Source organism: Pseudofrankia saprophytica, assembly GCF_000235425.2.
GTDB classification, from domain to species: Bacteria; Actinomycetota; Actinomycetes; order Frankiales; family Frankiaceae; genus Pseudofrankia; species Pseudofrankia saprophytica.
This window is the reverse complement of the sequence record NZ_KI912266.1, coordinates 6,294,304-6,315,848: the sequence shown is the minus strand read 5'-3', so window position 1 is coordinate 6,315,848 and position 21,545 is coordinate 6,294,304. Positions and strand designations below refer to the sequence as shown.

The window sequence follows — 21,545 nt, the reverse complement described above, 5'->3', positions numbered from 1 at the left end:
GGTAGCCAGTCACGTTGCGGTAACCGGCCTACCGGTCCCTAGCTTGGCCGCCATGACAGGAACACAGTTCACCGCGGCGGTACCCCGAGCGGCCGCGTCGGCGCGGGTCGCCGTGCTCGGTGCCGGTGGTCGCGCGGGACGAGCCGTCAGCCAGGAACTCCTCGCCCGGGGACACCGAGTGACCGGGGTGGTCCGCGACGCCCGTCGACACCGCTGTCTCGCGGACCAAGGTGTCGAGGTGGCCGAGGCGGACGCCACCCGCGGCGCCGACCTCCTCGACGTCCTGCGTGACGCCGACGTCGTCGTGGTCGCCGTGACGCCCTTCTCGGCGCCGCCGCCCTCGTTCGACGGCTTCGACGAGGCGTTCTACGAGCACGTCGTCGCCGCGGTCGTCGGCGCCGCACGGACGTCGCCACCCGCCCGGATCGTCACGATCGGGCTGTTCGCCACCCTGCCCCTGGCCGACGGGCGAACGGTCATGGACGACCCCGACGTCTTTCCACCGCCGCTGCTGCCGTTCGCGCGCGCGCATGCTCGTGAGCTGCCCGCGTTGCGCGGCCTTGGCACCGAGCTCGACTGGCTGGTCGTGACCCCACCGGCCGGCCTGCGGGCCGACGGCGCCGGTGACGCGGCGGGCTACCTTCTGGTCGAACCGCCGGTCGGCCACCGTCTGTTCGAGGGTGTGCTCGGCTACGGCCAACTCGCCCAGGCCATCGCGGACCAGGCCGAAACCCCGACCTTCCACCAGACCCAGGTGGCCGTTCTGCCCGCGTGAGGCGGCGTGGGTCAGTGCCCTGGGTCGGTGGGGAAGGGAGGTATGCCGCTCCAGGAGTCGGGGCTGCCCGCCGCGGTGTCGTGATTCGACGAGACCAGGAGGCTGGCGGCGAGCGCGCAGATCCAGACCGCGACCGTGAGGGCCAGCATCCGCTCGAACAGGCCTTCCTGGGAGCCGGGCGCGTAGGGGCCCTGCGAGGCGGTGGCGATCAGCAGTATCGGGCCGAGGACACGGGCGCCGAGCATCACGGGTCGAAGGCGACGCCAGCGAGGAATTTCGCGCATGCGTCGCCAGAGGGGAAAGGGCGCGACGGCGAGCAGGGCGATGAGGGCGCCCGAGGCGATGGCGTCGGTCAGTCCTCCGGCACTGTAGAGATGCTGGTGGACGCCGCAGGCCGTGTCGGCGAGGCGGCAGGGGAGCCGGGGAAAGATGACCAGGTAGGCCACGGCTCCACCCGCCAGCATCCACGGGGCATATCTGGCCGTCCTGCCCGCGGTGGTCAGCGCGGGCCGTAGCCCGAACAGCGCGAAGGCGATCGTGCCCAGACCGGCCAGAAGCTGGCAGGTGATGGGGAGCCAGGCGTGTGGCGCGGTGAGCGCGGTCTCGTCACTGATCGAATCCCGGACCGCGTCGTAGCGGGGGCCCTGCCAGGTGCCCGCGAGCAGCCAGCCGACGGTGAAGACGAGCTGCGCCGCCAGGCCCACCGCACCCCAGAAACGCCGGGAGGTCACGGGGCGGGCCGCGATCGAGGGGATGCCGGGCGCGTGGCTCGTCATGCCTGCTGCTCCCGCCACCAGGCGTTCCCGCGTGCTGGTGCCGGTGGCGTGACCGCGCCGTCCGTCAACCGCCTGGCGAGTGCCGAGAACGTCCGGACCTCCGCCGGCGTCCATGCGCTCACCCAGGTGGCGAACAGCTTCATGCCCTTCGCGGCCAGGTCGTCGAGCTCCGCCTGGCCTGCCGCGCTGAGCGCCACCCGGTACGACCGGCGGTCGTCTGGGTCCGGGTGGATCTCGATCTTTCCGGCGGCTTCGAGTGCCTGGATCCTTCGGGTCACGGAGGGGCGCGGGGAGCTGAGAGCCTCGGCGATCTCGCTCGGGGGGAGGGCACGGCCGTCGGCAAGCAGCTGCATGACGGCGACCAGCTCGGTGTCGAACGCCCTGGCCTGGCCGCGCCGGATGAGGTTCACGAGCGCCATGACCGCGCCGGAGAACTCCTCGATGTCCGTTCGTTCGTGCATGCGCCCGACCATACGATAGTTAATTCCAGATAGCAACTATCTAGACGTGATCCGTATGGGCCGATGCCCGGACGGCGGGGATCAGGGCGGCGACCCGCTCGAGCTGGTCGCGTTGGGAACGCAGATCCAGAGCACCCAGGCGGGCGACGATGTGCCGCGCGCCGCCGGCGACGTACCGGGCCAGCCCCGCCAGGACCTGGTCGGCGGAGCCGGTGACCACCGCCTGGATCTTCTCCAGCTCCTCCAGCGGCATCCCGTAGGTGGCGCGCGCGTAGGCGTCCAGCGCCTGGCGGCCGCTCTCGACGTCGTCGTCGATCCGTACCGAGACGAACAGCGCGGGGGTGATGTCCTCGGCGGCGCGGCCGGCGTCGGTCGCCGCCGTGCGGACCTCCCGAAGCCCGGACGCGTAGTCGGCCGGGTCGGGCGGATAGGGCAGCCACCCGTCGTACGCCCGCCCGGCGCGGGCCAGCGCGGCCTGGGTCGCGCCCCCGAGCCAGATCGGCGGCCCGCCCGCCCGCGGCGGCCTGGTCGCGGGCGGGACGTCGTCGAACCTGAGGATCTCGCCGTGGAACGAGCCGGCGCCGTTCCACAGCGCCCGCCACAGCGCGACCGTCTCGTCCAGCCGGGCGAAGCGCCGTTCCCACGGCACCTCGGAAAGGGTGTAGAAGGGCCGGCCGAAACGACCTGGGAAGCCCGCGCCCACCGCTACCGTGAGCCGGCCACCGGACAGCAGGTCGACCGACGCCAGGGACTGGGCGGCCTGGATCGGCCGGCGCAGGAACGGCAGCAGTGCCCCCGTTCCCAAGGTGACCGCCTCGGTGACCGGGGCGAGCGCGGCCAACATCGTCAGCGCCTCGATGCGCGGGCTGATCAGCGAGTCGTTGACGAAGAGCGAGGAGAATCCCAGGCGTTCGGCCGCACGGCCGAACGTGACCAGCTCTCGAGGGTCGCCGTCCGCGCCCCACTGGGCGGCCCCGGTCGGAAGAAGCACACCGATGTCCATGCCGCCGATGCTCACGGCCGGCGCGGACGGCGACAATTCCCGCCAGGGAATGGCCGGGCGCCACCGACGTCGTTAGAACAGGCGGGTGGAGTTCCCCAGCGCGCTACGCGAACGCCGTACCCGCCGCCATCTCAGCCAGCTCGACCTGGCACTGCGGGCGGGCACCACCCAGCGGCATCTCAGCTTCATCGAGTCCGGCCGGTCCGCCCCAGGCCGGGGGCTGGTGGTGCGCCTGGCCGAGTCACTCGAACTGCCCCTGCGGGAGCGCAACGAGCTGCTGCTGGCGGCCGGGTACGCGCCCGTCTACCCGGAGAGCGTGCTCAGCGACCCGGTGTTGGCCCCGGTCCGCACCGCGATCGACCACATCCTGCGCGGGCACCTGCCGTACCCGGCGCTGGTCGTGGACGGCGCCGGTGACCTGATCGCCGCGAACGACGCCTTCGACCTGATCACCGAAGGCGCCCGGCCCGAGCTCGTCGGCCCGGGCCGGAACGTCTACCGCCTCGCGCTGCATCCCGAGGGCGTGGCGCCCCGCATCCGCAACCTCGCCGAATGGGCACGCCACATCCTGGCGCGCCTCGGCCACCTGCCGGAGCTGCGCGCCGAGCTGATGGGGTACGTACCCGACCTGGGACCGTCCGACGGGCTGCTCGGTTTCGCGGTCCCGCTCCACCTGGCGTCATCGCGCGGCGAGCTGCGCCTGATGACGACGGTGACGACCTTCGCCACCGCCGTTGACGTGACCCTCGCCGAGCTGAAACTGGAGGCGTTCCTGCCGGTCGACCCGGCGACGGCCGAAGCTCTCGCGGCGGCCGCCGGGGCGGCGCGCCCCGCGGCTGGAGATCAGACTCCCGGGAACATGTAGTCGGTCCTGATCCGGCCGTCGTCGTCGAGCACGACGATCTCCAGGCCCCCGCCCACCACGTCGCCGGTGTCGACGGACACGGCCTCCCAGCGGAACTCGACGACGTCGATCACCTGGCGGGCGCGACCACGGTTGGGACTGGTGCTGGGACGTCTACGACGCCGAGGTCTACGGCACCTACCGGGTGCTACGCGGCGGCGGGTGGGCCGACGAGCACCGGAGCTGCCGGGCCTCCGTGCGGCGGCGCAGCCATCCGAGCTACCAGGTCGACGATGTCGGCTTTCGGGTCGCGCGTTCTGGCCCGGCCTGATCCGTGCATCCCGGCGAGCGGTCCCGCCATCCCGAGGCCCGGCCGAGATCGTGTGCGATCACACCTGACGGGTGATCGATTCGGCCTCAACCGGTGCCGTCGGCGCTGACCTGCCTGCCCGGCGAACCTGGCTCAGCGCGTTCGATGAGGGAGGCCAGGCCGTCGAGGACGCGGGCGAGGCCGAAGCGGTACGCGTGGTCGGGGTCGTGGGCGCTGCCGTGCGCCTCGCCGGCGGCGGTGCCGACCCGGCTGGCCAGCGGATAGCGCCGTTCGTCGAGCACCTGGACGAGCAGCGGGCCGACCCGCTCCCACCACTGCGCGTCGTCGCCGGCTGTCGCCGCGGTGGCCGCCTGGTGCGCCTCCCTGGCATTGGCCTGGACGAAGGACAGCAGGTAGGTCAGGCAGTCATCCATCTCGACGTCGGCGAGGCCGAGCCCGTCGAACGCGGACAGCTCGTGCTCGTACTTCGCCATGAGGCCGGGCCCGAGCGGCGGGCGGAGGGTCGAGATCCCGGCGGCCCAGGCGTGCGCGGCGAAGAGCGCCCGGTTCTCGTCGGCGACGGCGGTCAGCCGTGCGCGCCACGGCGCACCCGTGGTGTCCGTGCGTGGCATCCGGCTGTAGACCGCGTCCAGCATCAGGTCGAGCAGCTCGGCCTTTCCTGGCACGTAGGTGTAGAGGGTCATCGGCACGACACCGAGTGCCCGGGAGACCGCTCGCATGGTCACCGCGGCCAGCCCCTCGCGGTCGGCCAGCCCGATGGCGGTGTCGACCACGGCCGTCAGTTCCAGCCCCCGGGCCGGTCCACGACGCGACGGTGCCAGCGGCTTCCCCCACAGCAGCGCCAGCGTGCGTGCCGGGTCACCAGATCCCGAGCGCTCATCCGTCACCTGGCCATCTTCGTACATCGAACGATGTACGATGTACGATGTACGCCGTACAGAGTTGTCGATCCCGAAGGGCCCACCATGAAGATCACCTCGGCCGCGGTCTCGCTGAACGTCGACGACGTGGCGGCGTCGGCGGGATTCCTGACCCGGCACTTCGGCTTCACCGAGCAGTTGGCCGCGGAGGGATTCGCCTCCCTCGCCCGCGACGACGCCTGCCTGAACGTCGTCTTCCTGCGCCGCGGCCTGCCGACGCTTCCCGCCGACCAGCGTGACGATCGCGCGGGCGGGCTCATCCTCGCCTTCGTCGTCGACGACCTGGAAGGCGAGCTCGCCCGGCTGCGGAGCGAGGGCGTGGTGATCACCATGCCGCTGACCGAGGAGGAGTGGGGGGAGCGGGCCTTTCAGGTTCGCGACCCCAACGGCATCATCGTGCAGTTGGTCGACTGGAAGGGATCGGGCGCCCAGTCGGCGGCGGTCGAGGCGTAGCGAGCCGCGAGTTCGGTGCGTGACTCGATCGGACCCGGGACGCGCCCCCGCGCGCGGCCTGCGTCGCCACAGCGGGTCAGCGGGTCAGCCGGACAGGGAGGCGTGCCGTTCCAGGAACGCGGCGACGTCCTTCTCCGACTCGATCGGCAGCGGATACACCAGGAGACGGTCGACCCCGAGCTCGGCGTACCGGCGGGCGGCGGCGGCGGTGACCTCGATCGGATCGAGCTGCATATAGATGATCTCTAGCCGGCCGAGCCGGGCTGGTCGCTCGACCTCGGCCGCCGCCGCGGCCAGTCCGGACAGGTGGGTGGTCAGGTCGGCGGGGGTGCCGTTGCCGAACCACGCGTGCCCGCGAGCGACCGCGCGTCGGTAGGCGGCCGGGCTGTGGCCGCCGATCACGACGCGCGGGCCGCCCGGGCGCACGGGCCGGGGATGCGCGTCGACGTCCTCGAACGAGACGTACTGCCCGCTGTAGGCGGGCCGGGGATCGAGCCAGAGTGAGGTCATCGCGTCCAGGTACTCGTCCGTGCGCCGGCCGCGCCCGGCCATCGGCACTCCGATGGCGGACATCTCCGGCTCCAGGTAGCCGGCCCCGACGCCGAGCAGCGTCCGCCCTCCGCTCAGCACGTCCAGGCTCGCCACCTGCTTCGCCAGAACCAGCGGGTTGCGCTGGGGAAGGATGATGATTCCGGTGCCCAGCTCGAGCCGCTCGGTGACCGCGGCCACGTAGGTCAGATGGATCAGAGGGTCGAGGATCGGGTCGGTCGCCTCCATCGGCGAGGCCGGCACCCGGGGGCTGGGCAGCACGACGTGCTCACCGGCCCACCAGGAGCGATATCCCAGCTCCTCGGCCAGCCGGGCCAGGCGGACGGTCGCCTCCGGACCGGCCGTCGCCTTCGCGTTCAGACCACTGACACCGAGTTCCACGTTCGCGCTCCTCTGCACTCTGCTCGTAGAACCAGAACCTCTGCTCGTCGAACCTCTGACCTGACGTCGTCTCGTCAGGCCGGCAGGTCGAGGACGGCCTTGCCCGCGACGCGGCGCGACAGCAGCGCCTGGGCGGCCTCGGCGGCCCGCTCCCAGGAGCCCCGCCAGCCGATCTGCGGGTCCAGCTCGCCCCGGTCGAGCAACCGGACGAGATAGCCGAGGTCCTCGGCCAGCTCGGAGCCGATGACGAACGGCTCGATCCGCCGGTCGCCGGACCGGTGCCGTTCCGCCTCGAAGTCGATGGTGGTCGGCTGGCCGGACGCCTTGCCGATGGCCAGCGCGACACCACCCGGCTCGAGCAGCGAGAACGCCTCGGCGAGCTGCTGTCCGCCGACGTTGTCGAGAACCCCGTGGACCGTTCCGGTCGCGTTCGCCGGGCCGATGATGATCTCGGCGGCACCCAGGCTGTCGAGCCCCTCGCCGCGCGCCGGGCTCCCGACCGACGCGACGACCTCGGCGCCGGCGCGGGCGGCCAGCTGTACCGCGAACCGCCCCACCCCACCGGAAGCTCCGGTGATCAGCACCCGGCGGCCGAGGACCGAACCCAGCCGGCGGACCGCGCGCAGCGCGGTCACCCCGGCGACGGGCAGCGCCGCCGCCGCGCCTGGATCGAGCGTGACGGGCAGCACCGCCAGGTCCGCGGTGGAAACGGCCCGGCGGCGCGCCCAGGCGCCGTCCCAGCCGAAGGTCACGACCGGCGTGCCGGGTGCCGGGCCAGAGCCGTCCTCGGCGGCGGCGGCGACAACCCCGGCGGCGTCCCACCCGTGGACCTCGCCGGGCTGGGCGCGCCCCGCCCGGTAGGCCAGCTCGCCGAAGTTCAACGAGATCGCTCGAACGTCGACCAACGCCTGATCGGGCCGGAGAGCCGGTTCGACCACCTCCGCCAGCCGGAGGCCGGCCGGCCGGTCCGGGTCGTAGACGAGTGCCTGCATGGTCGCCTTCCCTGGGCCTGGGCATGGGTATTGGGCACTGGGAACTGGGCACTGGCACTGGGAATTGGGGCGGTCGGTAGCCCCGCCAGACCACCGTGCCTGGTTCCTCGGCGTTGGTCCAAGACCTGTTGTTATAACCAGTGGTTATGGACGTGCATGTGCGGGATCTCCGTTACTTCTTGGCAGTCGCCGAGGAACAGAGCTTCTCCCGGGCGGCGAGCCAGCGGTTGTTCATCTCGCAGCCGGCGTTGAGCAAGCAGATCCGCCAGCTGGAGCGGTCGTTGGGGACCGCTCTGTTCGATCGGGACCGGCGGACGGTCCGGCTGACCCTGGCCGGAGAGGCCCTGCTGCCGCATGCCCGGCGGCTCACCGAGGACTGGGAGGCGGCGCTGCTGGCGGTGTCGGAGGCGTCGACCCAGGCCGGGACGACGGTGCGCGTCGGATTTCAGACGCGGATAGGTCGTGGGCTCATCCCGACCGTCACCGCGCGGCTGGAACAGCGCCTTCCCGGCTGGAAGCTGATGTTCCGCCAGGTCTCCTGGGCCGATCCCACGGTTGGCCTGGGCAGTGGCGAGGTGGACGTCGCGATCGCCTGGCTGCCGGTGCCCGACACCGGCGCGCTGTCCTGGCGGGTCGTGGCGCGCGAGGACGTCTGGGTCGCGCTCGCGCCACGGCACCGCCTCGCCGGCCTTCCCACGGTGCCATTCGCCGAACTGGTCGACGAGCCCTTCATCGCGCTGCCGAGGACGGCCGGCGCCCAACGGGACTTCTGGCTCGGGGCGGCGGCCCGGCAGTCCCCGGCCGTCATTGCCGGCGAGGCCGAGACCGCCGAGGAGTCATTCGAAGCGGTCGCCTCCGGACTGGGAATCACTCTGCTCTCCGCCGGAAACGCCGAGATCTACCACCGCGACGACGTCGTCTGCCGGCCGGTCAGCGGACTGCCGCCCAGCGAGCTGGCCGTCGTCTGGCGCACGGTCGACAACCGACCGTTCGTCGACGTCTTCGCCGACATCTGCCGGGCCTGCTCTCGACAACCCGCCTGACAGTCCGCCGCGTCAACCAGGACTTCACCCTTCTGCACCCCGGTGTCTAGCCGGTGACCTCGGAGATGAGGTCCTCGATGGGCAGGACCGAGGGAAGCCCCGGGGACTCGGGGTCGAGGAGGCGGGCCTGGCCGGACTCCTCGCGGTAGAGGCCGGCCAGCACGCCGACAACGGCGTACTGGTTGGTGGTGTCCTCTCCCGGGCGCTCGAAGGCGTCCAGGAACAGGAAGTACGGGGTCCCGGGCCGCAGCAGGATCTCACCCAGGACGTGGGAAACGGTTGTATCGCCACCCGGCTCCGGGACCTCGGTTCCCGGCGCGGCCCCGGTCTGCCGGACCCGGATCGTCTCCGGGACGTCTCCGCGGATGGTCTGTGTCACGTCGACGTCAGTGATCGTGAAGGGCAGACCCGAGATCGCGACGACCTCGGTCCGGTCGGTGGCGCACACCCGGACCACCGCGTCCGAGGCGGCCGTGAGCTCGCGGATGGTCCGGAAGGACTCCGCCCGGTCCACGGTGGTGGACCAGTCCCGCAAGTCCGTCGCGCCCTCGTCGGCCGCTGCCGGCGGCGACGCGTCGCAGGCCGCCGGCGCGGAGTCAGCCGGCGCTGAGTCGGCGGTTGTCGGCTGGCCACAGCTGGCGGCACCCGCCAGTGCGAGGATGGGAACAACCAGTAGCAGGCGACTGGCGTACGAGAACATCGCATCTCCAAGACCAGGACGATCGATATCGCTATCGACGCGGCCCGCCATCCGTCGGTTCCGCGCTGGCGCAGGTCCTGACCCGTGACGACTCTGGCGTCCGGCTCGTCAGCTCGACCAACGGCTACGCCTGACGATCAGGCTGGCGGCGTCGTGCCCCCGGTGAGGGAGCCCGAACGGGACGCCTCCGGTACTGTCTCGGGCCTGCTGCCCGTCAAAAGGCGTGAACCGGATAAAATGCCGGTCGATGGGAGAGATTGGAGCGTCGGCCATAACTGGCGCTCAGTGGCGGTGGTGCACCGACGTAAATAGGCAGAGGATGTGACCGAGGACACCTCGGTGCGCTCTGTGGTCTGGCTGGTGCTGGTGCCGTTGGCCGCCGCGGCGACCGCTTTCGTGTGCCAGCTGCCGGCAGGCGGATCCGATCCCGCACTGGTAGCGCTAAACGTGCTCATTTGTAGCGTCTTCGCGCTGGTTGGCGCCATGATCGCCCGTGACCCGCGGATGTTCGGCCTCGGCGCATGCCTTGTGCTGTCTGGCCTCCTATGGGCGAGCCGTTGGCTTTACACCTGGGACGGCGGAGTGTGGGCCTACCTCGGGTTTGAAGGGTGGGTACTGTTCTGGGTTCCTACCGTCGTCGCCGTGCTGACATATCCCACCGGCCGGACGGACGGCCGCGTCGAGCGGGCCTTCCTTCTTGTCACGGTCGTGGGACTGCCGGTCACCTGGAACGCCGCCGCCTTGTTCACGACCGCGGAATGGGTCGAATACCCCGCAGGCGCCTGGTGGCCCACTCTGGTGACCTCGTTTCCCCTGTCCCAGGCGACCCAGACCGGGGCTGTGCTCTTCACGACCGCGCTCGCGGTGACGCTGCTGGTCCTGCTGGTCCGCCGAGTCAGGCGAGCGTCGCGTCTGGACAGGCACCTGCTGATCCCGATCTTCGCGACGTTCGTGGTCGCTGGCCTGGCCGCCAGCCAGGCCACGTGGTACCTGGCGGACTTCACCCGCTCGCGCATCAGCCTGGGCCAGCTCCCGTCGATGCTGTCGGTTCTCGCCGTCCCGGTCGCCTTCGGTGTCCTGCACCTGCGACGCCAGATCGCCCACGCGGAGGTCGGCCAGTCGTTGGCCGAGCTGCTCGTCGCCTCGACTCCCGACCGGGCGACGGGCCGCACGGGCCAGTCACGCTCCAGCGCCGGCCTCGACGGCGACGCCGTGGATCCGGCGATGGTGCGTGACCTGGTGCGGCGGACGCTCGACGCGCCGTCGACCGATCTCCTCGTGGCCGACGGGGCCGGCGGGTACTGGGACGTGGACGGCAACCCGTGCCGTCCGCCTCTGGATGACGAACGCCTGCTTATTCCCATCCGGTCAGCGGACGACGTTCTCGTCGGGCTGCTGGTCGCTCGCCCGGATCTGGACCGCCACCTCGACGTCGTCGAGGCGACCGTGGCCGCGATCAGTCTCCTGCTCGAGAACGCCCGGCTGGAGATGATGATGCGGGAACGTGCTGAGCTCGCCGAGACCGCGCTGGACCGGCTTGTCCGCGACGGCGTGGCCCAGCACCAGAACCTGCGAGACCAGCTGCGTGCGACCACGGGACGCCGGCTGCTCGCGGTGGCCGCGCAGCTGGGTGAGGTGCGGCGCCAGACCGACGATCCCCGGGTCACCGAGGCCGTCGAGACCGCCCATCGGGAGCTGAGGGCCGCGTTCCGGGACATCCGTGCGCTGGCGGCCGGCACCGGCCCGACGGTGCTGCGGGAGTCCGGCCTGCGCGCCGCGATCGACCTCGCCGCGGGCACGCTGCCCATCGCCGTCGAGACCGATGTCGTCGATGGCCGGTTCGCCCCCGAGATCGAGCTCGCCGTCTACTACACCGTTTCGGAGGCGCTGACGAACGTGTACCGGCACGCCGCCGCCAGACGGACGCGCGTGTCCGTGTCGGTATGTGGCCGTGACCTCGTGGTGCGCGTGGTCGACGACGGCCGGGGCGGGGCGGACATCCGATCCGGCCGAGGGCTCACGGGACTCGCGGACCGTGTCCGTGCCGTCGGTGGCCAGTTCGCCGTCGAAAGCCCGCCGGGCGGCCCGACGGCCGTCACCGCGACCGTGCCGGCGGCGGTGGCGACGAGGACCTGACCGGGTCCAGGGCCGGCGAGCCAGGGGAGCTCGGGGAGGCCGGCCCGCGCATGTCCCAGGACCTGAGCACCGGCGCGTGCTGACGGTCCACTCGCAACCACAGCAGTGTCGCGAGCACGCGGCGGTTGTGATCACCCGAGTTCTCCAGACCCAGCTTGCTGAAGATGGCGGTCAGGTAGTTCTCGACGGTCTTCGGCGAGAGGTTGAGCTGCTGGGCGATGCCCTGGTTGGACCGGCCTTCGGCCATCGCGCTGAGGATCGCCTTTTCCCGCTCGGACAGCCGATCGAACTCGGCGGGCTTGCGACGGTCCGACATCATCAATGTGATGATCGACTCGTCGATGGCCAGGCGGCCCCGGGTGACCTGGCCGAGCGCGTCCTTGAGCGCGTCGATGTCGTCGACCCGCTCCTTGAGCAGATAACCGACGCCTCGCCCCCGAGTCCGCCGAGGCGGTCGGCGGCGCTGGCCAGCCCACGGCCGGGAACGACGGTGGCGCCGCCGAATCCGTCGTCGACGATGTCGATGACGAGCGCGGAGCCATCGAGGGACGCCTCGACGCTGGCCTTCGAGGCGTGACCGTGTACGGCGGCGTTGGTCAGCGCCTCCCTGATGGTCAGGTACGCGACCGTCTCCGCGGCTGGATGGTCGCTGATCGCCCGCAGTACCGTCTCGGGCACGTCGACGCTCAACGCGATGGGCAGGCTGCCGGCCAGCCCGTCCACCGCGGCGGGCAGGCCAGCGTGGTTGAGCAGGACGGGATTGATCCCGCGGGCGAACTCCCGCAGCTCGACGAGCGCCTCCCGCAGCTCGGCCCGGGCGCCGTCGAGCGCCGCACGGGTGCCGGGGTCACTCGCGATCGTCCGCGCCAGCGCCAGCCGGGCCGCCAGGCCCAGCAACCGTTGCTGCGCACCGTCGTGCAGGTCCTGTTCCAGCTGCCGACGTTCCCGCAGGGCCAGCTCGGCGACCCGGGTCCTGGCCGAACGAAGCTCGGCCAGCTGCGCCCCCATCGCCGCCTGCAGATGGACGTTCTCGAGCGCGAAGCGGGCGGCGGAGACCGTGACCTCGATCAACGGGCAGGACCATGGGGTGGCCGGGTGCACCAGGATGAGGGCCAGTGGCTCGCCGGACCGGGAGCGGACCGGGACGGCACAGCGATCCGCGGCATCGGGCAGCCGCTCGACGGTCCGCGCGTCGCCGTCCACGTAATGACAGCGGGCGTCCAGCCAGAACAGCACCTCCACCGTGTCGTCGCGCAGAGCCTGGCGCAGCGCCGAGCGGACCGATTCGACGGTGGGAGGCCTGCGCTGGCGTGCCAGCAGGTTGACGATTTTCGCCCGAGCCAGCCGGTGCCGAATCCCGGTGGTCAGAAACGACCCCGCGACGAACGCCAGCGCGAGCGCGGTGAGCGGGTAGGCCAGGTACAGGTGCTCCGTGACGGGCGATCCCAGGACGAGCGTCGAGGTCACGGTGGTCGCGGTGCTGGCGATCAGGAGGGCGACGACCACAGGTACGAGCTGCCGGCGTCGATGTGGCGCGGACGCGCGCAGGCGTCGGCGTAACAGAATGCCGAAGTACGCGGTGGACGCGCCGTAGCCGGCGATCGCCAGCCAGGCCACCAGGTGAAACGCCGTCGGGCTGTCCCAGACGGTCGGCCACCAGATCTCGTCGCTGAATCCCCAGCGCGCCGGCGGGGCCAGCAGCGGCATGGCATTGCTGAGGACCGGCAGCGACACGATCGTCAGCCATAGGAAGGCCTTCTCCGACCGGTCCCGGCGCCATGTTCCCGGGTAGGCGAGGACGCCGTGAGCGAGGACGAACCAGAACCACGTCCCCGCCTCGTACCCGACGAAGACCATCGGATCGCGGTGCCACACCTCCCCCCACCACAGCGCCCAGAGCACTCCAGAAATGATCAAAAAAGGGCCGAGCCTGGCGAGCAGGTTGTCGCCCGCGCACAGCAGCCCGGTGGCCACGAAGCCGACCGTGATGACCAGGTTGACCAGGACGACCGCCGTGGTCTCGGGGGCGGCGTGCTCGACGAGTGGCCACTCACCCGCGAGCGTGAGCGCCGCGACCAGCACCGTCCCGAGCCCGAGCGTGACCCGCGAGACGGGTCGACCGCGAGGTGCGGCTGTTTCGAGCGGGCTTGCCATCGCTAAGCGGTGGTTACCAGCCCATTCGTGCATGTCTCGGAGTATCAAGGTCGCTAACTCTCGCGGCCCAGGGGGATACCCTCTCCGGCCTCCGCCGCGGCCGCCGGACCGTTGAAGGCTGAAGAAGGACTCATAGGCGTCATCGTTCCGGCGGAGGAGAGTAGTGCGTGCCGATGTGCTGTCCGTCGCGGAACTCGACGCGGGCCAGCCCGTCGGTGGGGTCGGTGAAGTGGTAAAAGCGCAGGACCGTGCCGTCCGGACTCGCCCGTACGGCCGGGCTGTCGAGGGCGGCGTTCGCCGCTCGCTTCACGGCCTGTGTCGGCGAGCCGGCCATGCGCTACCTGCTCTCACTGCGGATGCAACGGGCCCGGACACTGCTGCGCGACCAGCAGACGACAGTCGCCGCGACCGCGGCCCAGGTCGGCTACCAGTCCGACGTCGCGTTCACGGCCGCCTTCAGACGGGAGACCGGAAGCACGCCCGGGACGTACCGACGGGCGGCGGCCCCCTCCCGTGGAGGAGGGGGCCGCTCGCTGGCTACCTGACCGGGCGTGCGGTCAGGGCTTCACGTACGGCGCCTTCCAGAGCTCCAGATAGCGTTTCGCGTCGGCCGCGTGGTAGTCGTAACCGCATTCCTTGTCGTGCAGCGTGAACTTGCAGCTGTAGGCGGTCGACCCGTCGAAGTAGTCCTCGTAGGCCAGGCCGGACGGCGAGGCCACGGCCTTCTCGAACGCCGTGCGCATCTGCGTGATGTAGGCCGGGTCGGTCGAGCCCCAGTTCGGATCGCCGTTCACGCCCCACTCCGGGACCGCGAACGGGACGCCCTGCCTGGCGACCCAGGCCTGCCAGGCGGCGATGCCCACCGGCTCGCCGTGTGACCCGAGCTTGTTGGGGTCGCGTAGTTTGCCGTTGTCGCTGTTGGCGTAGAGGTCGGGCCCGGCGGCGTCGACATACTGCGCGCCCGGCCAGAAATCGAGCACGTTGAGGCTTCCGTCCGAGCTCTCCGCGTTGGGGTTCCACACCAGCTTGAAACCCGGAGAGACGCCCTTCACGATCTTGTACCACCGGATCCAGCAGGACTTGAAGTTGGCCGCGTCGCCCGGCTTGGCGCTCCAGCGGTACCAGTTGCCGTTGAACTCCCAGCTCAGCCGGAGGAATGCGTCCTTCGTCGGCCATGCCTTGACGAGCTCGCCCATGAAGGTCTTGATCTGGTCCTCGGTGGCGCACGTCTGGTAGTTCTGGTCGTTCGCGAACATTGGCTGCGCGAGCGAGAGCTCGCCCGGCCAATGCGCGTCCGTGAAGTACTGGTGCGTGGACCAGAGCGCGTTCATCGACTTCCAGGTCGTGGCGCCGCCGGCCGTCGTATCCGCGGCGTCATTCCAGGTCTCTGCGATCTGCACGGGCCAGCCACGCCATTTCGCCCATTCGTCCCGGTCGGCGTAGCCGACGCCGCTGAGCGCGGGCGCCGCCGGATTCGTACCGCCTCCGCCGGAGGTCGGCGAGGGCGGAGTGGCCGTGGGCGTCCCGGCCGTGGGCGTGGGCCGCGTCGTGGGCGTGCCCGTCGGACTGCCCGGCGTCGTCGGTCTTGTCGTGGGCGTGGGCGTGGGCGTGGATGTGGACGTCGCCGAGGCGGACGATGACGGAAGTGGACCACCGCCACCGCCACCGGAGCCCGGGGACGGAAGGCAGGCCGACAGTCCGACGGCGGCCACCATCGCGAGAAGAATCGTTCTGACGAAAAACGTCAGTGCCTTCCCGGTCACCGGCCCTGCGGCGCGGCGCTTTCCAGACGGGGACGTCATGAAACGAGTCGTCTCCTTAGTTCGTTGGCGTGCCCCCCCAGCTATTACCCTCGGGACTTGTGGTACCGGTTTCTGGAATTCGCCAGGACGTCCAGTACGAACCGCCCCGAACGTAAGAAAGGAGTGGATCTGCTGTCAACCAGACCCTGTGTCCGGTGTGTAGCCGACGGTGCCCGAGGCGAGAACCGGACACCAGGATTGTGTTTCCGTTGCTGGTGGCGTGATGTTCGAGAAGGCTGGAGACCGGACCGCCCGGGCCGATATGAACCACCGGCAGGCGCTGCTCTGTCGGCGGTTCTGGGCTTACGGGGGACGGTTGCCGCCGCCGGGCCAACCGATCGTCGATCTCCCTGTCGGTGGCGTGTCGTTCTCGCTCTAGGCGAGGTCGTGACGACAGTCGGGGGATAGCTCCTGCCACCATCGGGCCACTCACCTTGACGGCCGGCCGCGCGGCGCGCGCCGGCGGGCGGATGTTGATCGGCTGGGTCTCGGCGGAGCTCTTCAGTAACCTTCTGGTGGCCCATGGTGACCGCTGTCGGCGTGGTCGCCGGGTTTGTCTGACAGGTCATACCAAGGTTCGCGGGATAGAAGGTGCAAAAGGACAGGAGCTGGGCAGTCCGACAGTTCTGAGGGGAGTGCGGATGGTTGAGCACGGACACGACCCGGAACGCGGATCGCGACGCACGGACACGGTGACGGGCAGCCGCCCGCCGGCGGCCCGGAAGCGGACAGACGCCCCGCTGGCCGACCCGCTGCCGCGGATGCCCGTCCAGCTACGGTCGCGTACCCAGCCGGCCGGCCGGACCGGCTCCTTCGGCCTCCCTGGGCAGACCGCCCGGGACACCGGGGCCCGGGAAGCCGGAACCAGGGAAGCCGGTGCCCGGGAGCGCGGCGGTGCCCGGCGCGGTGGCTACAACCCCGCGCTGGACGGCATCCGGGCGCTCGCGGTGCTGTGCGTGCTCGTGTTCCACATGGACTCGCTGCCCGGCGGCTACCTGGGCGTCGACGTGTTCTTCGTGCTCAGCGGTTTCCTGATCACCGGTCAGTTGTTGGCCGAGCGGGACCGCACCGGCGGAGTGTCGCTGCGGAGGTTCTACGTCCGGCGCGCCTACCGGCTGATGCCCGCGTTCTGGCTGCTGGCCCTCGTCGGCTTCATGGCCGTCGTGCTGCTGGGGGTCGGCACGGCTGGCGAGCGGTCGGAGTTCCTCGACAGCCTGGCCTCGTCGATGCTGTACGTGAACAACTACTTCCAGGTGGTGCGACAGTCCACGGGGGCCGGCTGGCTCGGGCACACCTGGTCGCTCTCGCTGGAGGAGCAGTTCTACCTGCTCTGGCCGCTGGCGCTGATCGCCCTGTGTCGCCGGCCGAGGCTCGTCCGCCGGCTGCCCATGGTCCTACTGGGCGGGGTGGCCGCTGTCGTGCTGTGGCGCGACGTGCTGATCGCGCTGGGAGCGTCGGGGACGCGCACGTACTTCGCGCTGGACACCCGCGCGGATGCGCTGCTGGTCGGCTGCGCGCTGGCCGCCTGGCTGCGCGCGGCGCGGCGCGGCGCGGACGGTGTGGGCGAGGGTGCGCTCGTCTGGCGCCGCCGCCTCGACCGCGTCGCCGTCGCGCTGCCCGTGGCGGGTCCGGTCGCGCTCGCGCTGCTGGCCGTGGCGACGGTGACGGCGCCGACCGGCTGGGGCCCACGGCCGACCTCGCTGTCCTACGGCGGCTACACCGTCGTCGCGCTGCTCGCAGGCGTCGTCGTCCTCGCCCTGGAGCAGGGGGCGACGACGGGCTGGCTGTTCCGCGGCCTCGCCGCGCCGCCGCTCGCCTGGCTCGGCCGGATCTCCTACGGCTTCTATCTCTGGCACTTTCCCGTGGTCGCGCACTGGGGCCATGACCTGACCGGCGCGCTTGGCCGTTGGCCGGCGGTTCTGGCCATCGGCGGCATCTCGGTGGCCCTGGCGTCCGCCTCGTACTACCTGGTCGAACAGCCCATCCAACGCCGCCGCCCGACCGGATCGCGGATCCTGCCCACTCGGGTGAGCCGCCCGCCCGTGTTGGCCGCCGTCCCGGAGCCCGACCGCGGCCCGGAGCCCGATGCCGTGACCCTCAGGCTGCGCTACGGCCCCCGACCCGCGCCCGGATCCGGTCCGGGCGCGAGCCGGCGACGAGGCGACATCCGCCGCGACGACGTCGAGGGCACGGGCGCGGGCGAGGCCGGCCAGCCGATGACGGCGCGCCGGCGCGTCAGCTGACTCCGAGGCCAGCGCGGTTCAGGTCCCCGGCGGGATGACGACGTTGTGCGGCTGCGCACCCCGCGACAGCGCCTCGATCTGGCGGCGGACGAGCGCGACGACGCGTGGCCCCATCGCGGCGCTGTGCCCACCGACGTGCGGGGTGAGAAGGACCCCGTCGAGGTTCCACAGGGCATGTTCCGGTGGCAGCGGCTCGGGGTCGACGACGTCGAGCGCGGCGCGGACCCGGCCGGCGCGGACCGCGTCGACGAGATCCTCGGTGACGACCGCCTTGCCGCGGGCGACGTTCACCAGCAGGGCGCCCGGCTTCATCGCGGCCAGGAAGTCCCGGTCGACCAGGCCCGTCGTGCTCGCGTCCAGCGGTACGGCGAGCGCGACGACGTCGGCGTCGGGTAGCAGGCCCGGCAGCTCGTCGACCGCCGATATGGCGCCGTCGGGGCCGTCGCGGCGGGTCTTCGCCACGCGGATGATCTCGACCTCGAAGGGCCGCAGACGACTGGCGATCGCCCTGCCGACGCCGCCCTGCCCGACCACGATCACCGTGGAGTCCGCCAGCGACAGTGATCCGGCGTGCGCCCACCGGCGATCCGCCTGGGCGCGTACCAGGGCCGGCAGCCGCCGTTGGCTGGCGATCATCAGGCCGACGGCCAGCTCGGCGGTGGACGCCTCGTGGACTCCGGCGGCATTGCTGAAGGTGAGGCCGGCGGGCAGCGCGGCGCTGACCCCCTCGTAGCCGATGGACTGGCTCTGGACCAGCAGGGGGTGCAGACCTTTGAGTGCCGAGAGCACAGCCAGATCGGACATGTACGGCACGACGACGACGTCAAGGTCCGGCCGAGGCGGTTCGCCGGACAGGTCCCAGACCAGCACGACGGCTGCGGGCTCGGACGCCAGCGCCGCCCGGAGTTCCTCGGTGGGAACGGTCACGACCAGCGACCGGCGGTGTTGGGACACGGACGTCTCCTCCTGCTGTCGAGCGTCGTTCCGCTGTCGAGCGTCGCCCGGCGCGCCTGGCCGGGAACGCGCGGCATCGGCGGGTCAGCCGGCGACCGCGGTCCGCGGGTCGGGGACGCCGACCGGGTTTGGCCACATCAGCAGCGTGGCCGCGGCCTGGGCGACCGGGGCCAGCAGCGCGGCGGCGCGGTCGACGCCGTCCGGGCCGAGCGCGTCCCAGGGCGGACCCGCGAGGCGATCCGTCGTCGCCTCCAGGTCACCGGCGGCGGCGAGCGCGGCCTCGGTCGGCTCGCCGGCGGCCTCCAGCCAGCCGCGGGCCCGTAGCCGGTCGGCCGCCGCGTCCCACTCGCCGTCGGTCCAGCCGCGGATCTGCTGGTAGAAGGCGCGCTCGGTGCCGCCCCTGCTGACCCGCCAGACGAGGCTCTCCGGGCCGTCGAGACCCGCGGTGACCAGAGCGGCGACGTGTCCGTCGCCGCGATGCTCCCGCAGGATCGTGGCGGCGTGCCAGATCGCGCCGAGCGCGTCGTCGGGCCAGGGCAGCGCGCCGTTCGCGGCGCCGAGCACCCGACCGGCGACCGGCACCCGCTCGGCCGCCGACCGCAACAGTGCGGCCAGCTCGGCGAGGTGGCCCGCGCCGATGCCGGCGACCAGCGGCCCGAGCGCCGCGCGAGCGCCGTCGAGCCGAACGGCCAGCGCCTCCTCCGGCGAGACGCGGGTCCAGACGTCCGGCAGTGCCCTGGCCACCATCGCGGGCGCGAACCCGAAGAAGGCGCCGACGACCGGCCCCGCCCCGACCGGGCCCAGCGGCGCCGCCCGGCCGGCGAAGTACCCGCGCCAGTAGCCACGCAGCCCGGCGGTCTCCCAGGCCGCCAGGCTGGCCGGCGCGAAATAGGTGACGGCATGCACCGGTTCGAACAGCCGCCACATGCGCTGAGCCACGTTCATCTCGACCATGACCCCAGACAATTGCGCCAGTCGGCCAGGGTCAAGTCAGGAACGACACGCGCCGACGGCTGAGCTCGCCCACACCGCGGCGGCCGCGCGCCTGTCGGCCGGCCCGGCGATATCCTGGAAGGGGAACGCGGATTCGTCCAGAGGACCGCCGATGTTCGAGAGATTCACCGACAGTGCCCGGCGTGCCGTGGTCCTCGCGCAGGAGGAGTCCAGAGGGCTCGGCCACGGCGAGATCGGCGCGGAGCACCTGCTGCTCGGCCTGGTCCACGAGGAGACAGGGCCCGGGGGCGTCACCCTGGCCTCGTTCGGCCTGACGCTGGCGGACGCCCGGTCGGCGGTCGCGGCGGCCGTCGGCACGGGTGCGCCCAAGGCGCCGTCGCACATCCCGTTCACTCCGCGGGCGAAGCACGTCCTGGAGACCTCGTTGCGTGAGTCCCTGCAGCTCCGCCACGCCCACGTCGACTCCGGGCACCTCCTGCTCGGGCTGCTGTCCGAGCAGGAGGGCGTCGCCGCCGACATCCTCGACCACGTCGGCATCGACCGCGCGGAGGGCCGCCGCCGGGCTCTCGCCGCCATCGACGCCGCGGGGGAGATCCCGCCGCCGCCCGAGGCCGTCCCCCAGTCACGGTCCGCCATCGACGGGGCCAACATGCGGGCCCGGAACCTCGCCGCGGAGCTGAGCCAGGCGAGGGCGGCGAAGGACGCCGCCCTCGACGCCGGTGACTTCGCCACGGCGACCGCCATGCGCCAACGGGAGAAGGTCCTGATCGCGGAACGCGATCGGATGGCGACGGATCTCCGGACCGACGGCCGGACCTGACCGCCGCCCGACCCGCCTTCATCTCAGACCCCTCGCGAGCTCCTCCCGACGCTGGCGTTTCCACCGGGCGGCGGACGGTCCGGCCGTCCCCGCCCGATGACAGCGCTCAGTGCTGGGCGAACTGACTGTTGGTCGTCTGCACGGTCGTGGGCGCCAGGTTCACCGTGTGGACGAGCTGCTCGCCATACAGGTCGGTGATCCGGACGGTGAACGGCCCTGGGCCGAGCCCCTGGGGCGCCACGAAGTAGTTCCACATCTCGCGCCCAAGGGCGACCCACGACCCGTTCACCCGCACCTCGAGCGAGACGATCGGGTTGCGGTGGTTCCGGACCTGGATGGCCAGCCAGTACGCCGACGACCCGTCCTTGATCTGGTACTGGACGGAGCCGATGCTGGCCGGGCTGACCAGCCGCCAGGTGACGTTGACCTGCCCCGGGACGCCGCCCGCGATCCGCTCGAACGCCTGCGGGCTCAGGTCGACGTGGCCGGCGCCGCATTCCGGGCACCGGTCGGTGACCTTCACGACCGTGCTCCCGCCCGGCCCGGTCACCTCGATGTAGGCGCCGCACGCGCGGGCGTTCTCGTAGTCCAGCTCGTTCATCGCCACCACCGGCATGGCGGGATCGTTCAGCCGGTCGAACATGCAGTTGCCGCCGCCGTCGGCGTCGTAGTGCGTCGCCGGGCCGGAGTAGACGACGCCGGGCCGAATGCGTCCCGCGCCGGCCGGCACCGGTGCCGGCGCCGGCCGGGTGGTCGGCGGTGGCGGCGCCGGTGTCGCCGTGGTTGGCCTCGTCGGTCTGCTCGGCGTGGCCGACGGGCTGGCCGACGGCGACGGCGCGGTCGTGGCCGGTACGGCGGGGGCCGTGGGCAGCGCCGTGGTGGCCGTCGAAGCCGGCGACGTGACCTGGGTGCCGGTCGCGGCGGGCTGGGCCGGTCCACCGCCGGCGGCTGGCTGACAGCCCGCGATGGCGACGGCGAATGCCGCGGTCGCGAGGCCCAGCAGCGTGCGCCGAGCTGGCACGGTGACGGCGAGGGACGCCAAAGAAAACCTCCTGGCCGGGGTGCCGCAAACAGCCGGCACCGCGCTGCCCCTCCAGGAACTGGAGGCTAACCGGCGCCGGAATGCCCGTCCAGCGCCAACGGCTCGATTAGGTACAAGCGTGCCAATCCGTAGAGCGAGTGTTGTGTAATGAATGATTTCTGTCGGTTCTTGAGTGTGAATGAAAAATCGGCTTCGGGTGCGGCCGCGCCGTC

At 71.8% G+C, this 21,545-nt stretch carries 23 protein-coding genes and 1 pseudogene; 9 read left to right on the top strand and 15 right to left on the bottom strand.

Translation table 11 applies throughout. The annotated features are described in order from the left end of the window. Nucleotides 1-52: 52 nt before the first annotated feature. On the top strand, nt 53-775 hold the full coding sequence (locus FRCN3DRAFT_RS0226760) for an NAD(P)-dependent oxidoreductase (protein WP_232794161.1): 723 nt from the start codon (nt 53-55) through the stop codon (nt 773-775). 11 nt (nt 776-786) lie between these two features. Here FRCN3DRAFT_RS0226760 and FRCN3DRAFT_RS46445 read toward each other — a convergent pair whose 3' ends face one another. From FRCN3DRAFT_RS46445 to FRCN3DRAFT_RS0226745, 3 genes are read right to left on the bottom strand one after another with little or no spacing between them, the layout of a single operon-like run. Continuing rightward, complete coding sequence (locus tag FRCN3DRAFT_RS46445) at nt 787-1,551, bottom strand: DUF998 domain-containing protein (RefSeq protein WP_007509354.1); 765 nt, start codon at nt 1,549-1,551, stop codon at nt 787-789. Continuing rightward, nucleotides 1,548-2,012, bottom strand: coding sequence for a MarR family winged helix-turn-helix transcriptional regulator (locus tag FRCN3DRAFT_RS0226750; protein WP_232794160.1), 465 nt, complete (start codon nt 2,010-2,012; stop codon nt 1,548-1,550). The genes FRCN3DRAFT_RS46445 and FRCN3DRAFT_RS0226750 overlap by 4 nt, the downstream gene beginning before the upstream one ends. Nucleotides 2,013-2,052: 40 nt before the next feature. Further along, entirely contained in the window at nt 2,053-3,015 is a 963-nt protein-coding gene (locus tag FRCN3DRAFT_RS0226745; RefSeq protein ID WP_007509358.1) for an LLM class flavin-dependent oxidoreductase, read from the bottom strand. An 85-nt stretch (nt 3,016-3,100) separates the two neighbouring features. Here FRCN3DRAFT_RS0226745 and FRCN3DRAFT_RS0226740 point away from each other — a divergent pair, with 85 nt between their 5' ends. After that, nucleotides 3,101-3,880, top strand: a complete 780-nt coding sequence (locus tag FRCN3DRAFT_RS0226740; RefSeq protein ID WP_007509360.1) for a helix-turn-helix transcriptional regulator — start codon at nt 3,101-3,103, stop codon at nt 3,878-3,880. Here FRCN3DRAFT_RS0226740 and FRCN3DRAFT_RS57225 read toward each other — a convergent pair. Then, nucleotides 3,859-3,993 (bottom strand): hypothetical protein, encoded by a 135-nt coding sequence (locus tag FRCN3DRAFT_RS57225; protein ID WP_007509362.1) that lies wholly within the window; start codon nt 3,991-3,993, stop codon nt 3,859-3,861. The two genes, FRCN3DRAFT_RS0226740 and FRCN3DRAFT_RS57225, sit on opposite strands and share 22 nt — an antisense overlap. A 20-nt stretch (nt 3,994-4,013) precedes the next feature. Between FRCN3DRAFT_RS57225 and FRCN3DRAFT_RS51930 the strand changes: the two are divergent. Further along, nucleotides 4,014-4,190, top strand: a pseudogene (locus tag FRCN3DRAFT_RS51930) (SUMF1/EgtB/PvdO family nonheme iron enzyme); the annotation flags it as partial. 86 nt (nt 4,191-4,276) lie between these two features. Here the strand turns inward: FRCN3DRAFT_RS51930 and FRCN3DRAFT_RS0226730 are convergent. Next, nucleotides 4,277-5,077, bottom strand: a complete 801-nt coding sequence (locus FRCN3DRAFT_RS0226730) for a TetR/AcrR family transcriptional regulator (RefSeq protein WP_027140973.1) — start codon at nt 5,075-5,077, stop codon at nt 4,277-4,279. Between the two features lie 78 nt (nt 5,078-5,155). Between FRCN3DRAFT_RS0226730 and FRCN3DRAFT_RS0226725 the strand changes: the two genes are divergently transcribed. Beyond that, nucleotides 5,156-5,563, top strand: a complete 408-nt coding sequence (locus tag FRCN3DRAFT_RS0226725) for a VOC family protein (RefSeq protein WP_007509365.1) — start codon at nt 5,156-5,158, stop codon at nt 5,561-5,563. An 84-nt stretch (nt 5,564-5,647) separates the two neighbouring features. On the opposite strand, the gene FRCN3DRAFT_RS0226720 is transcribed toward FRCN3DRAFT_RS0226725, so the two are convergent. Both FRCN3DRAFT_RS0226720 and FRCN3DRAFT_RS0226715 read right to left on the bottom strand, forming a co-directional pair. Next, nucleotides 5,648-6,493 (bottom strand): LLM class F420-dependent oxidoreductase, encoded by an 846-nt coding sequence (locus FRCN3DRAFT_RS0226720; protein WP_007509367.1) that lies wholly within the window; start codon nt 6,491-6,493, stop codon nt 5,648-5,650. A 74-nt stretch (nt 6,494-6,567) separates the two neighbouring features. Continuing rightward, the gene (locus tag FRCN3DRAFT_RS0226715; protein WP_007509369.1) at nt 6,568-7,485 is read right to left on the bottom strand and encodes a zinc-binding dehydrogenase; all 918 of its coding nucleotides are present in this window, start codon (nt 7,483-7,485) and stop codon (nt 6,568-6,570) included. Between the two features lie 146 nt (nt 7,486-7,631). Between FRCN3DRAFT_RS0226715 and FRCN3DRAFT_RS0226710 the strand changes: the two genes are divergently transcribed. Then, complete coding sequence (locus FRCN3DRAFT_RS0226710) at nt 7,632-8,528, top strand: LysR family transcriptional regulator (protein ID WP_035925248.1); 897 nt, start codon at nt 7,632-7,634, stop codon at nt 8,526-8,528. Nucleotides 8,529-8,574: 46 nt separating this feature from the next. On the opposite strand, the gene FRCN3DRAFT_RS0226705 is transcribed toward FRCN3DRAFT_RS0226710, so the two are convergent. Continuing rightward, a complete protein-coding gene (locus FRCN3DRAFT_RS0226705) occupies nt 8,575-9,228 on the bottom strand; it encodes a hypothetical protein (RefSeq protein WP_007509372.1) in 654 nt (217 codons plus the stop codon). A gap of 321 nt (nt 9,229-9,549) precedes the next feature. Here FRCN3DRAFT_RS0226705 and FRCN3DRAFT_RS0226700 point away from each other — a divergent pair, with 321 nt between their 5' ends. After that, nucleotides 9,550-11,364: a sensor histidine kinase gene (locus FRCN3DRAFT_RS0226700; RefSeq protein WP_027140971.1), complete on the top strand. Its 1,815-nt coding sequence runs from the start codon at nt 9,550-9,552 to the stop codon at nt 11,362-11,364. Here the strand turns inward: FRCN3DRAFT_RS0226700 and FRCN3DRAFT_RS49870 are convergent. From FRCN3DRAFT_RS49870 to FRCN3DRAFT_RS54345, 3 genes are all read right to left on the bottom strand, one after another. Then, nucleotides 11,324-11,683 carry a response regulator transcription factor gene (locus tag FRCN3DRAFT_RS49870; protein ID WP_007509376.1) on the bottom strand — a complete coding sequence of 120 codons (360 nt, stop codon included), beginning with the start codon at nt 11,681-11,683 and terminating at the stop codon, nt 11,324-11,326. The two genes, FRCN3DRAFT_RS0226700 and FRCN3DRAFT_RS49870, sit on opposite strands and share 41 nt — an antisense overlap. Next, a complete protein-coding gene (locus tag FRCN3DRAFT_RS49865; protein ID WP_007509378.1) occupies nt 11,683-13,518 on the bottom strand; it encodes a sensor histidine kinase in 1,836 nt (611 codons plus the stop codon). Before FRCN3DRAFT_RS49865 ends, FRCN3DRAFT_RS49870 begins: the two co-directional genes overlap by 1 nt. Nucleotides 13,519-13,657: 139 nt before the next feature. Next, nucleotides 13,658-13,852 (bottom strand): hypothetical protein, encoded by a 195-nt coding sequence (locus FRCN3DRAFT_RS54345; protein WP_007509380.1) that lies wholly within the window; start codon nt 13,850-13,852, stop codon nt 13,658-13,660. On the opposite strand from FRCN3DRAFT_RS54345, the gene FRCN3DRAFT_RS0226680 reads away from it, so the two are divergent. Beyond that, nucleotides 13,767-14,063: a helix-turn-helix domain-containing protein gene (locus tag FRCN3DRAFT_RS0226680; protein ID WP_083401266.1), complete on the top strand. Its 297-nt coding sequence runs from the start codon at nt 13,767-13,769 to the stop codon at nt 14,061-14,063. The two genes, FRCN3DRAFT_RS54345 and FRCN3DRAFT_RS0226680, sit on opposite strands and share 86 nt — an antisense overlap. A 12-nt stretch (nt 14,064-14,075) precedes the next feature. On the opposite strand, the gene FRCN3DRAFT_RS51925 is transcribed toward FRCN3DRAFT_RS0226680, so the two are convergent. Further along, nucleotides 14,076-14,918: a glycosyl hydrolase gene (locus FRCN3DRAFT_RS51925; protein WP_232794159.1), complete on the bottom strand. Its 843-nt coding sequence runs from the start codon at nt 14,916-14,918 to the stop codon at nt 14,076-14,078. Between the two features lie 1,043 nt (nt 14,919-15,961). On the opposite strand from FRCN3DRAFT_RS51925, the gene FRCN3DRAFT_RS46435 reads away from it, so the two are divergent. Then, nucleotides 15,962-17,563, top strand: coding sequence for an acyltransferase family protein (locus FRCN3DRAFT_RS46435; protein ID WP_007509385.1), 1,602 nt, complete (start codon nt 15,962-15,964; stop codon nt 17,561-17,563). An 18-nt stretch (nt 17,564-17,581) separates the two neighbouring features. Here FRCN3DRAFT_RS46435 and FRCN3DRAFT_RS0226660 read toward each other — a convergent pair whose 3' ends face one another. Together FRCN3DRAFT_RS0226660 and FRCN3DRAFT_RS0226655 are read right to left on the bottom strand one after the other, a co-directional pair. Then, the gene (locus tag FRCN3DRAFT_RS0226660; protein ID WP_007509387.1) at nt 17,582-18,517 is read right to left on the bottom strand and encodes a 2-hydroxyacid dehydrogenase; all 936 of its coding nucleotides are present in this window, start codon (nt 18,515-18,517) and stop codon (nt 17,582-17,584) included. An 84-nt stretch (nt 18,518-18,601) separates the two neighbouring features. Then, entirely contained in the window at nt 18,602-19,471 is an 870-nt protein-coding gene (locus FRCN3DRAFT_RS0226655; protein WP_007509389.1) for an SCO6745 family protein, read from the bottom strand. A gap of 151 nt (nt 19,472-19,622) precedes the next feature. Between FRCN3DRAFT_RS0226655 and FRCN3DRAFT_RS0226650 the strand changes: the two genes are divergently transcribed. Then, nucleotides 19,623-20,291, top strand: coding sequence for a Clp protease N-terminal domain-containing protein (locus FRCN3DRAFT_RS0226650; protein ID WP_007509391.1), 669 nt, complete (start codon nt 19,623-19,625; stop codon nt 20,289-20,291). 106 nt (nt 20,292-20,397) lie between these two features. On the opposite strand, the gene FRCN3DRAFT_RS56545 is transcribed toward FRCN3DRAFT_RS0226650, so the two are convergent. Next, on the bottom strand, nt 20,398-21,333 hold the full coding sequence (locus tag FRCN3DRAFT_RS56545; protein WP_051466377.1) for an expansin EXLX1 family cellulose-binding protein: 936 nt from the start codon (nt 21,331-21,333) through the stop codon (nt 20,398-20,400). Nucleotides 21,334-21,545: the final 212 nt, after the last annotated feature.

Coding starts and splice junctions, on each gene's coding strand:
- FRCN3DRAFT_RS0226760 (WP_232794161.1), top strand. CDS start 53: ATGACAGGAACACAGTTCACCGCGGCGGTACCCCGAGCGGCCGCGTCG.
- FRCN3DRAFT_RS46445 (WP_007509354.1), bottom strand. CDS start 1,551: ATGACGAGCCACGCGCCCGGCATCCCCTCGATCGCGGCCCGCCCCGTG.
- FRCN3DRAFT_RS0226750 (WP_232794160.1), bottom strand. CDS start 2,012: ATGCACGAACGAACGGACATCGAGGAGTTCTCCGGCGCGGTCATGGCG.
- FRCN3DRAFT_RS0226745 (WP_007509358.1), bottom strand. CDS start 3,015: ATGGACATCGGTGTGCTTCTTCCGACCGGGGCCGCCCAGTGGGGCGCG.
- FRCN3DRAFT_RS0226725 (WP_007509365.1), top strand. CDS start 5,156: ATGAAGATCACCTCGGCCGCGGTCTCGCTGAACGTCGACGACGTGGCG.
- FRCN3DRAFT_RS0226715 (WP_007509369.1), bottom strand. CDS start 7,485: ATGCAGGCACTCGTCTACGACCCGGACCGGCCGGCCGGCCTCCGGCTG.
- FRCN3DRAFT_RS0226710 (WP_035925248.1), top strand. CDS start 7,632: ATGGACGTGCATGTGCGGGATCTCCGTTACTTCTTGGCAGTCGCCGAG.
- FRCN3DRAFT_RS0226705 (WP_007509372.1), bottom strand. CDS start 9,228: ATGTTCTCGTACGCCAGTCGCCTGCTACTGGTTGTTCCCATCCTCGCA.
- FRCN3DRAFT_RS49870 (WP_007509376.1), bottom strand. CDS start 11,683: ATGATGTCGGACCGTCGCAAGCCCGCCGAGTTCGATCGGCTGTCCGAG.
- FRCN3DRAFT_RS49865 (WP_007509378.1), bottom strand. CDS start 13,518: ATGGCAAGCCCGCTCGAAACAGCCGCACCTCGCGGTCGACCCGTCTCG.
- FRCN3DRAFT_RS54345 (WP_007509380.1), bottom strand. CDS start 13,852: ATGGCCGGCTCGCCGACACAGGCCGTGAAGCGAGCGGCGAACGCCGCC.
- FRCN3DRAFT_RS46435 (WP_007509385.1), top strand. CDS start 15,962: ATGGTTGAGCACGGACACGACCCGGAACGCGGATCGCGACGCACGGAC.
- FRCN3DRAFT_RS0226655 (WP_007509389.1), bottom strand. CDS start 19,471: ATGGTCGAGATGAACGTGGCTCAGCGCATGTGGCGGCTGTTCGAACCG.
- FRCN3DRAFT_RS0226650 (WP_007509391.1), top strand. CDS start 19,623: ATGTTCGAGAGATTCACCGACAGTGCCCGGCGTGCCGTGGTCCTCGCG.